Here is a 9,072-nt window from a genome sequence, read left to right as displayed (position 1 = left end):
CTGATTTAACTAAGGCTAGGATATTGGGCTTGTTCATACTTTGTAAGGTGAGAAAGTGACGACTTATTAGATCATATAATTAAAGTAATTGGTATGATACCAACCTAAACATAGCCTCACCCTTAATGATGTAGATTGAGCAATAAAAAAGCCTCATTATTATTAAATATGAGGCTTTTTTGCTGTTTCTGGCTTTATTAAAGCTTATTGAGTGTCCGGTGCTTTTTGCTGGCTGTAATCTAATTTTTCATGGGTTTGACCCATCGCTTCAGCAACTTCAGGCGGCATGTAATTTTCATCATGCTTTGCCAGCACTTCAGTCGCTTCTAATTTACCATCTGCAGATAGCACGCCCTGCGCTACAATACCTTGCCCTTCACGAAAGAGATCTGGTAGTAGATCATCATAGGTAACGAGGACTTCCCCGCCTAGAGAGTCATGCACTGCAAACTGAACATGAAGACTTTTGGGATCGCGTACCATAGAGCCAACAGTTACCATACCGCCGACACGAATCCGTTGACCGACTTCAGGTTTAACACCGGTATCTGTTTTGCCATGAACAATTTCAGATGGTGTATAGAATAAGTTTAAGTTGGAGTTTAGTGCATAGAGCAAAAGTGAAGTAATTGCGGCTACGCCACCGATTAATGCTACTGCCAATGTCAGTCTTTTTTTGCGTCTGGGATTCACTATTTAGTACTCCTGGTTTCTTTTAGGCGTTCTTCTCTATCCATCTTCTTCGCTATTTCAATTAGTACTTTACGTTTTTGGCGTGCACTGCTAATGATAAGTGTAGAGAAACAGAAGAAAGTCACTCCGTAGGATAGCCATACATAAAATGCATAGCCGCCCATGTTAAAAAAGTCACTGATAGAATCGAATTGCATTATTTGATCTCCTCAGCTTTAGCAAGTTCGCGCACCCAAGGGCGCATGCCATTCCTTGCTAAAATTTCCGCTCTAAATCGAATAATCGTAATTGCGCCGATCATAAGGCCGAATCCAGCGATATTGATTAATAACGGATAGAGCATTTCTGTCGACATGGTCGATTTCTCGGTAATACGAATTGTAGATGGCTGATGTAATGAGCTCCACCATTCAACGGAGTATTTGATGATAGGGATATTAATAACGCCTACGATCGCTAAGATCCCTGCAGCGCGAGCTGCCAGCACTTTATCTTCAAATGAAGCATAGAGTGAGATAACACCAAGGTATAAAAACAGTAACACCAGTTCAGAAGTTAAGCGTGCATCCCATACCCACCATGCGCCCCACATAGGTTTACCCCATGCTGCACCAGTGAATAGGGCAATAAAGGTAATCACTGCACCAATAGGCGCAATTGATGCGGCAGCCCAGTCAGCAAGTTTGATTTGCCAAACTAGACCAATAAAGGCTGCTGTCGCCATACCCATATACGCCGCCATTGACATGGAAGCCGCAGGGACATGGATAAAGATAATACGGTAGCTATCACCCTGCTGATAATCGGTTGGTGCGAAGGCTAACCCCCATGTAGTGCCAACAGTAATAAGCACAGCCGCTAAGGTTGCAAACCATGGAAATAATGTTCCTGACAATTTATAAGCGCGTTCAGGATCCGCGTAAGGGTGTAACCATTTCCACATTTTAGTTAGTACTCACTCGCAGAGATGCACCAATTGCAAAAGGTGCCAATGTTAACGATCCGACCAGCATGGCGCCTATTATAGCGAGCTGACCGTCATAGGGTAAATTCATTCCAGCCGCATCGATTGCACTCGTTGCAAAAATGAGAACTGGGATATATAAAGGTAAGATAAGTAAGCTGAGTAACACGCCGCCTTTTCTAAGGCCGACAGTTAATGCCACACCTATGGCTCCTAATAGGGATAATACAGGGGTACCTAATGCTAGGGTCGATATTAACGCACCATAGCTATTACCATCTAAATTAAGTAATACCGCTAATAATGGCGCAATAATAATTAATGGTACGCCGGTTAAAATCCAATGGGCTAACACTTTAGCTAATACCAAAATGGCTAGAGGCTGTGGGCTCAACAACATTTGCTCTAAGCTGCCATCACTGAAGTCTGCTTTAAAGAGCCTTTCAAGCGATAGCATTGATGCTAATAATGCCGCTACCCAAATGATTCCTGGTGCTACACGAGCCAGCATTTGTGGCTCAGGACCTATTCCAAGTGGAAACAAGGTCACAACCATAATGAAGAATAAAAGCGGGTTAAAAATATCGCCACGATGGCGAATAGCTATTTTAAGATCTCGCTGTAGCAAGGTGAAAAATGCTTGTGTAAAACTGATGCCTCTTTTCATTTTTCTGACCTTATATGAAGCGATAATCTAGGCGGATTTTACGAAGCCTATCATCTTTGATAATGCCCATATCTTGGTGAGTCGTGAGGATCACGCAGCCCCCATTATCAGCGTGCTGGATAAATAATTGCTCCAGTTCCTCGACACCTTTTTTATCAATTGCAGTAAAAGGTTCATCAAGGATCCAAATTTTACAGTTGCTATGCCACAGTCTCGACAATGCTGTTCTGCGATGTTGGCCAGCGGATAAATGCCCCGCGAGCGCCTCTTCAAAGCCTGTTAAATTCACTTTTGCTAAAATAGCTGAAGTATCAAAGTCATCATAACCACTGATCCTTAAATTGAAATTAAGGTTTTCTTCGGCGGTCAGCTCACATTTTACGCCTGCTAAGTGGCCTAAATATAACAGGTCTTGATTATATTCGTCGCGGCAGCGATTAATGTCTTCATCGATATAAAAAGTGTGTCCTGCGTATGGACGAGAAAGGCCCGCTAGTATACGTAATAAACTGGTTTTGCCTGCACCGTTAGGGCCTTCGATTTGGACGATATCACCAGCATGGATCTCAAAACTTAATTCATCAAAAAGAATACGTTCTTCGCGAATACAGGTCAGCTTATTTGCCGAAAGTAATGTTTTTATTGTTATATTTGCCACTGAACCCTCTATCTAAAGCCGGAAGGAAACACAAGTTATTCTAACACAAACGTTATTGGACGTTTACCTTTGGTTTGTACTAGATGTCAGCAATTTGATGTGGTTCCAATAACCGCAATATTTATCGAACTTTTTTAAGATTTGCTAATATATTAACGAATTCACACTCCTTGTCGCTTGATTCATTCTGTGTTGAGATTCTAATCACAAAAAGATGAGATTTCTTGAAGTTTGTAGTAATCTTAGATGGTTATAATGAGTCTGCCTTAGTAAGGGCAGCGCCGAGCTTTGTACGTATTTGCATTAGGAACTCGAAGATGAAAAAACTGTTAGCAATAACTGCAATCGCTGCTTTGACTATGTCTGTCAACGTGTCAGCTCAAGAAGCTGAAGCGATTTACAACAAGGCATGTACCGTATGCCACAGCATGGGTGTTGCTGGAGCACCAAAAGTACACAATGTTGCCGATTGGGAGCCACGCCTAGCTAAAGGTATGGATACTCTACTGCACAGTGTGAAAACTGGTTTAAATGCTATGCCACCAGGTGGTATGTGTACTGATTGTACAGATGAAGATTACAAAGCCGCTATCGGATTTATGTCGAAAGCCCAGTAATTTTTAGCTATAAAAAAACCGGCTTTTGCCGGTTTTTTTATAGCTAAAGTTTGTTATTCACAGCAAACTATTGCACTTGAGTATCGAGCACTAAACTAGCACTATCGCCCACTGCAACAGTATTAATCTTTCCTTGAATATCACCCGTTTGTGGTTTGATATTGCCGTGTTTAGAAAGCACTGCGATCACTTCGACATTTGCCGCGTCACTTAACTTTTTGTCCCCGCCCATACCGCTGCTATCATCTAACGTCACGGTAATCGGGAAAGATGTCGCGCTGACTTTCGTTGCCGCTAATGGCACTTTTGGCCCTTCAGTTGCACGAGCAAAGATAAAGATAGTGTCCTCTGGGCTAGCTTTGGCAGCCAACTCAGCAGCGATAGATATAGTGATATTAACTGATTTAACGCCGCTGGCCTTCACTTGCTTATGAGCGTCATCATCTGGCATTCCTGCAGTTTCAGACTGTAGACGCAAGTTTGCGGTTTCAATAGCATTCATCAATGCAGTACGATCAATATCGGCGCGTTCGCTATTCAAAATGGCTTGCCAAGAGGCAATCGCTTTCTTGTAATCTGCAGCAAAGAAAGCATCCATACCCACGAGTAATAATGTTGAAGGGTCCTGAGCATCCATTGCTAATGATTCATCGATAATAGCTTGGATTTGCGGTGTCATCTGTTGGCCTGCTTTGTAATACATAGCAGTCGCTTTTGGCCCTAGCAATTCAGCTTGCTTGCCAACTAAGGCTATTACTTTATCAAAGGCGGCAATGGCTTTGTCATATTGATTGGCCGACACATAAGCATGGCCTAAGGTAAACCAAGCTTGGCTATTTTCGGGCTCTGCCTTTACTTGAGCTTCCATCATTTGTACGCGCTGCGCCATGATTTGTGCCGCATCCATACCAGCGTGTGGATTTGCTGATTGGACATTATCTATATTTTGAAAGTCACCTAAGTGTTGATACATATAGCCTGAAATGACAACTAAACAGATAGACATCATTGATGGCCATAGAATGGTCTTTGGCTTTATTGGGTTAACCAGCGAGTCATCGCTTGCTTGTTTGATATCTTGAAGGAGGCTAATTTCTAGTTCTTTTTTTAAAGCATTAAATTCTGCTTCATCTAGTAACTCCTCACGTAATTCTTTTTCAAGCACGGCTAGTCGTTCATTGAACAGTTCAAGGTTAGTCTGCCTACGTACACCGGCTTCTTCTGCTACCAGCAACCTTTGCTGCCTGAAGTGCGGGATCCAAATTAGCAGCAGACCGACGAATAAAACAAGCGCAATAAAAATCCAAAATGTTGTCATATGTTTCTATATTCACTTTAGTTTGCAGAAAGCGGGGTAACCGCTAGGCTTGGGAGCAAGATTATACGTAAAGATGGTTCATTGAACAGTAATATAAGGTAATCCCTGTACCGAAAGCTTATAGTTGGGCACTGGTTCACAAATTAATTCTTCTGATAAATACTGCATGAAACTTATAGTGTCATTTGTAGGTCACATGCAGAACCGTCACTCTTTCGGGACATTTATCCACATTAACAATTGAGAATGAGACAAGTGACCCAGTTTTGTACGAAAGAGGCAGACAGGAACAATAGCAAATACTAAAATGAGCAAATTTTTGTGCATTTGCGTGATAATAGCATGTTGTGCGTTGATATAGAGTCTTTCTAAATCAACATATTATTGAAGACTGAGGAAAACCCATGATCCCAGAACTTGGACACTTTGCGTTGATAATAGGAATGGCATTTGCTTTCTTATTGATCAGCGTCCCCCTAATAGGTGTTGCCCGAAAAGATCAATACCTTGTTAGGTATGCTTGGCCATTAACCTATGGAATGTTCTTTTTTATCACTGTGTCCGTTGTTGTGCTGGGCTATAGCTTTGCCGTCGATGATTTCTCAGTCGCTTATGTCGCGCATCACTCTAACTCTCAGTTACCTATCTTCTTCAAGATTGCGGCCGTATGGGGCGGTCACGAAGGGTCACTGTTATTTTGGGTATTTGCTTTATCGACTTGGGCTGCCTCAGTCGCTTTATTTAGTAAAGGTTTAGAGGAAGTGTTTACTGCCCGTGTATTGGCAGTGCTGGCACTGATTGTTATTGGCTTTGGCCTATTTATGTTACTCACTTCTAGCCCATTTGAACGTTTATTCCCAATGCCTGCTGAAGGTCGCGATTTAAACCCAATGCTGCAGGATGTGGGTTTAATCTTCCATCCACCGATGCTGTATTTAGGCTATGTGGGCTTTTCAGTGAGTTTTGCGTTCGCGATTGCCGCACTGATGAGCGGTCGTCTCGATTCTGCTTGGGCTCGTTGGTCGCGTCCTTGGACGTTAGCAGCTTGGACATTCCTTACTGGGGGGATCGCACTCGGATCTTGGTGGGCATATTATGAATTAGGTTGGGGAGGATGGTGGTTCTGGGATCCCGTTGAGAATGCCTCTTTTATGCCTTGGTTAGTGGGTACCGCGCTGGTTCATTCTCTTATCGTGACTGAAAAACGTGGCGCTTTCCGTAACTGGACTGTATTGCTATCGATTTTTGCTTTCTCATTAAGTTTGCTAGGTACCTTTATTGTTCGTTCTGGCGTATTAACTTCAGTGCATTCATTCGCAGCGGATCCAAGCCGTGGCATGTTTATTCTGTTGTTACTTGGTTTAGCGATTGGTGGCTCATTAACTCTGTTTGCATTCCGCGCCAGTGAAATGAGCAGTCCAGCCCGTTTCGAGCTGAAATCTAAAGAAACGATGCTACTGGTCTGCAACGTTCTACTGACGGTTGCTGCCGGTACAGTATTGTTGGGTACGCTATATCCATTGCTTATCGACGCACTCGGAATGGGGAAAATTTCCGTAGGGCCACCATACTTTAACGCTGTGTTTGTGCCTATCGTATTGGTCTTATTCGGCTTTATGGGTATAGGTCCAATTATCCGTTGGAAAAAATCCAAAACGGGCGAGTTGAGACGTCAGTTATTGATTCCTGCAATGGTTGCTGTGGCAATCGGTGTGGTCACTCCTTTTATCGTTGATGGTGTGTTCAATATTTGGGTTACCTTGGGTGTTGCAGCAGCAACTTGGATTGTACTGGCAACAGCAAGAGCGGCTTACAATATGGTTAAGTCGAAAGAAGGCGATATTAGTATTAACCGTATAGGCCGTAGCCAACTCGGTATGATCTGCGCGCATATTGGTATAGCAGTCTCAGTGATCGGCGCCACTATGGTATCGAATTACTCGATTGAAAAGAGTGTCCGCATGGGGCCTGGCGTAAGCCAAGAACTTGCAGGTTATACTTTTAAGTATCTTGAGACCAAAAACGTCGTGGGTCCTAACTACACTGCGCAACAGGGACAAATCGAGATCTATAAAGATGACAAACTGCTGACATTACTCAAGCCAGATCGCCGTCAATATAATGTGCGTACTATGGACATGACAGAAGCGGGTATCGACTGGGGTCTGTTCCGTGACTTGTACGTCACTATGGGCGACCCGATTACCAGCACTGAATTTGCAGTTCGTTTGAACTACAAACCATTTGTTCGTTGGTTATGGTTTGGAGCTATTTTCATGATGGTTGGCGGTTTTTTAGCCGCGTCGGATAAGCGTTATCGTGCAAAAGTCACTGCTACTGTTGCCCCTCTGGGTGAAAAAGTAAAATTAGCAACGGCTCACTAATTGGGGAATGTATGAAGAAGTTGGTTCTGTTTATCCCATTGGTTATATTTCTCGCCATGGGGGTGTTTCTCTATAAAGGGCTATTTTTGAATCCGCAGCAATTAGATTCAGCGCTGGAAGGAAAGCCGATGCCGGCTTTTCAACTGGAAAGCTTAGAAACACCAGCTGAGATTATTACGAATGAACAATTAAAGGGTAAGGTCGCGCTATTTAACGTATGGGCGACTTGGTGCCCATCTTGTAAATATGAGCATCCTTTCTTAGTGATGTTAAAGCGTAAAAATCTTCTGCCAATATATGGGATCAACTATCGCGACGAGCGTGTTCCTGCATTAGAAGAGTTAACACGCCAGGGCGACCCCTATAATGTCAATATTTATGATAAAGATGGCCGTTTAGGCTTAGATCTTGGCGTCTATGGCGCACCAGAAAGCTTTATTGTTGATCACAACGGAATTATCCGTTTTCGTTATGCAGGTCCAATCGACCAACGTGTCTGGAGCGAAACGCTTTATCCTATGATCCAACAATTACAAGCTGAAGCGACAAAGGATGGTGCATCATGAGAATGCTGACAAAAATTATCGGTGGTTTAGTGCTGTTATTCAGCATTACGACCACTGTCATGGCAACACCTGTTGATACTTATGAATTCAAAACACCTGAAAATCAAAAGCGTGGTTTGTCTTTAGCCCATGAGTTACGTTGTCCACAGTGCCAAAACCAGAATTTGATCGACTCCAATTCTCCAGTTGCTCGAGATCTGCGTCTTGAAGTCTTCAAGATGGTTGATGAGGGCAAAGGGGATAATGAAATTATTGAGTTTATGACTAGCCGTTATGGTGAGTTTGTATTGTATAAACCTAAAATGGAAACCAAAACCTATGTTCTCTGGTTAGGCCCTATAGGTTTATTACTCATGGGGTTAATCATTGGTTTTATCTTCATTCGTAAGCAGCGTATTGTCGGTAATGTGCCTAATGAAATAAGTGCTGAAGACCAACATGAGTTAGACACTTTACTGAAGCGTAATCCTAAATGAAGCATAAAGTCGCAGTAATATTAATCTTATCATCTGCGTTTTCGTTTGTTGTTGGCGGGATAGCCCATGCTTATCCCGGCATGCAGCAAGCGGCTAAACCGGTCGAATCTACCGTTGATCTGATCAATGTATTACCAAAGACATTTCCTATTGAGCCTGTTCCTTTTAATGATGTCGATGGTAAAGCCATCGACTTCAGTCAATTTAAAGGCAAGATCATTATGGTAAATATGTGGGCGACCTGGTGCCCGCCATGTGTAAGAGAGCTACCCGCAATCGAAAGACTCGCGACTAAGTTCAAAGCTGAAGACTTTGTAGTATTGCCTATTTCTATTGATGCTGAAGGCAAACAGCAGGTGCAGCCATTCTTAAGTTCGTTGGGCATGGCAAATTTCAACTCTTACTACGATCAGCCACAAAGTCTTGGGGACGTTTTTCCACTCGATACTATTCCTGCGACTTTTATCTTAGATCAACAGGGTCAATTGATTGCCTTTGTTCGAACTTATGTTGATTGGGATGACGCCAAGGCTGCTTCACTAATCCAAGGTTTTATTGATAAAGGCTCTAAAAAGCCTGATTAATCGCCACTTCGTGCGTAAAATAATCGCCACTGTGTAAAAGATCGCCATGCGATCTTTTTTCATTAAAAAGCCCTTGCACAAAATCTCGCGCTGCCTATAATGCGCATCCACTGACACGGCAGACAGCGTTAAGCCGCCTGATGTG

Annotated in this window: 11 protein-coding genes; 5 read left to right on the top strand and 6 right to left on the bottom strand. The window is 43.0% G+C overall.

Features of this window, described 5'->3' with window-relative positions:
* Positions 1 to 204: 204 nt before the first annotated feature.
* Genes ccmE through ccmA form a run of 5 tightly spaced genes read right to left on the bottom strand, consistent with a single transcriptional unit; the run spans position 205 to position 2,982 of the window.
* Positions 205 to 693, bottom strand: a complete 489-nt coding sequence (gene ccmE, locus BW947_RS18305; protein WP_076502299.1) for a cytochrome c maturation protein CcmE — start codon at positions 691 to 693, stop codon at positions 205 to 207.
* On the bottom strand, positions 693 to 890 hold the full coding sequence (ccmD, locus tag BW947_RS18300) for a heme exporter protein CcmD (protein ID WP_076502297.1): 198 nt from the start codon (positions 888 to 890) through the stop codon (positions 693 to 695). The genes ccmE and ccmD overlap by 1 nt, the downstream gene beginning before the upstream one ends.
* Entirely contained in the window at positions 890 to 1,636 is a 747-nt protein-coding gene (locus BW947_RS18295) for a heme ABC transporter permease (protein ID WP_076502295.1), read from the bottom strand. Before BW947_RS18295 ends, ccmD begins: the two co-directional genes overlap by 1 nt.
* Position 1,637: 1 nt before the next feature.
* Positions 1,638 to 2,324, bottom strand: a complete 687-nt coding sequence (gene ccmB / locus BW947_RS18290) for a heme exporter protein CcmB (RefSeq protein ID WP_006079706.1) — start codon at positions 2,322 to 2,324, stop codon at positions 1,638 to 1,640.
* A gap of 10 nt (positions 2,325 to 2,334) precedes the next feature.
* Positions 2,335 to 2,982, bottom strand: coding sequence for a cytochrome c biogenesis heme-transporting ATPase CcmA (ccmA, locus tag BW947_RS18285; protein WP_076502293.1), 648 nt, complete (start codon positions 2,980 to 2,982; stop codon positions 2,335 to 2,337).
* A gap of 317 nt (positions 2,983 to 3,299) precedes the next feature.
* Between ccmA and BW947_RS18280 the strand changes: the two genes are divergently transcribed.
* On the top strand, positions 3,300 to 3,599 hold the full coding sequence (locus BW947_RS18280) for a c-type cytochrome (RefSeq protein ID WP_076502291.1): 300 nt from the start codon (positions 3,300 to 3,302) through the stop codon (positions 3,597 to 3,599).
* 67 nt (positions 3,600 to 3,666) lie between these two features.
* Here BW947_RS18280 and ccmI read toward each other — a convergent pair whose 3' ends face one another.
* Complete coding sequence (gene ccmI / locus BW947_RS18275; protein WP_076502288.1) at positions 3,667 to 4,917, bottom strand: c-type cytochrome biogenesis protein CcmI; 1,251 nt, start codon at positions 4,915 to 4,917, stop codon at positions 3,667 to 3,669.
* Between the two features lie 404 nt (positions 4,918 to 5,321).
* Between ccmI and BW947_RS18270 the strand changes: the two genes are divergently transcribed.
* The 4 genes from BW947_RS18270 to BW947_RS18255 are packed head-to-tail and all read left to right on the top strand — an operon-like array spanning position 5,322 to position 8,927.
* Positions 5,322 to 7,301: a heme lyase CcmF/NrfE family subunit gene (locus tag BW947_RS18270; protein WP_076502286.1), complete on the top strand. Its 1,980-nt coding sequence runs from the start codon at positions 5,322 to 5,324 to the stop codon at positions 7,299 to 7,301.
* An 11-nt stretch (positions 7,302 to 7,312) separates the two neighbouring features.
* Positions 7,313 to 7,867, top strand: a complete 555-nt coding sequence (locus tag BW947_RS18265) for a DsbE family thiol:disulfide interchange protein (protein WP_076502284.1) — start codon at positions 7,313 to 7,315, stop codon at positions 7,865 to 7,867.
* The gene (gene nrfF / locus BW947_RS18260) at positions 7,864 to 8,343 is read left to right on the top strand and encodes a heme lyase NrfEFG subunit NrfF (RefSeq protein WP_076502282.1); all 480 of its coding nucleotides are present in this window, start codon (positions 7,864 to 7,866) and stop codon (positions 8,341 to 8,343) included. The genes BW947_RS18265 and nrfF overlap by 4 nt, the downstream gene beginning before the upstream one ends.
* A complete protein-coding gene (locus BW947_RS18255) occupies positions 8,340 to 8,927 on the top strand; it encodes a TlpA disulfide reductase family protein (protein WP_076502280.1) in 588 nt (195 codons plus the stop codon). The genes nrfF and BW947_RS18255 overlap by 4 nt, the downstream gene beginning before the upstream one ends.
* Positions 8,928 to 9,072: the final 145 nt, after the last annotated feature.

Source organism: Shewanella morhuae, from assembly GCF_900156405.1.
Taxonomy (GTDB): Bacteria; Pseudomonadota; Gammaproteobacteria; order Enterobacterales; family Shewanellaceae; genus Shewanella; species Shewanella morhuae.
Note: the sequence above shows the minus strand (reverse complement) of the source record. Positions and strands in the feature narration are given on the sequence as shown.

Bases quoted from the DNA above. Each gene is read 5' to 3' on its own strand.
- ccmD (WP_076502297.1), bottom strand. From the start codon at position 890: ATGCAATTCGATTCTATCAGTGACTTTTTTAACATGGGCGGCTATGCA.
- BW947_RS18295 (WP_076502295.1), bottom strand. From the start codon at position 1,636: ATGTGGAAATGGTTACACCCTTACGCGGATCCTGAACGCGCTTATAAA.
- ccmB (WP_006079706.1), bottom strand. From the start codon at position 2,324: ATGAAAAGAGGCATCAGTTTTACACAAGCATTTTTCACCTTGCTACAG.
- BW947_RS18280 (WP_076502291.1), top strand. From the start codon at position 3,300: ATGAAAAAACTGTTAGCAATAACTGCAATCGCTGCTTTGACTATGTCT.
- ccmI (WP_076502288.1), bottom strand. From the start codon at position 4,917: ATGACAACATTTTGGATTTTTATTGCGCTTGTTTTATTCGTCGGTCTG.
- BW947_RS18270 (WP_076502286.1), top strand. From the start codon at position 5,322: ATGATCCCAGAACTTGGACACTTTGCGTTGATAATAGGAATGGCATTT.
- BW947_RS18265 (WP_076502284.1), top strand. From the start codon at position 7,313: ATGAAGAAGTTGGTTCTGTTTATCCCATTGGTTATATTTCTCGCCATG.
- nrfF (WP_076502282.1), top strand. From the start codon at position 7,864: ATGAGAATGCTGACAAAAATTATCGGTGGTTTAGTGCTGTTATTCAGC.
- BW947_RS18255 (WP_076502280.1), top strand. From the start codon at position 8,340: ATGAAGCATAAAGTCGCAGTAATATTAATCTTATCATCTGCGTTTTCG.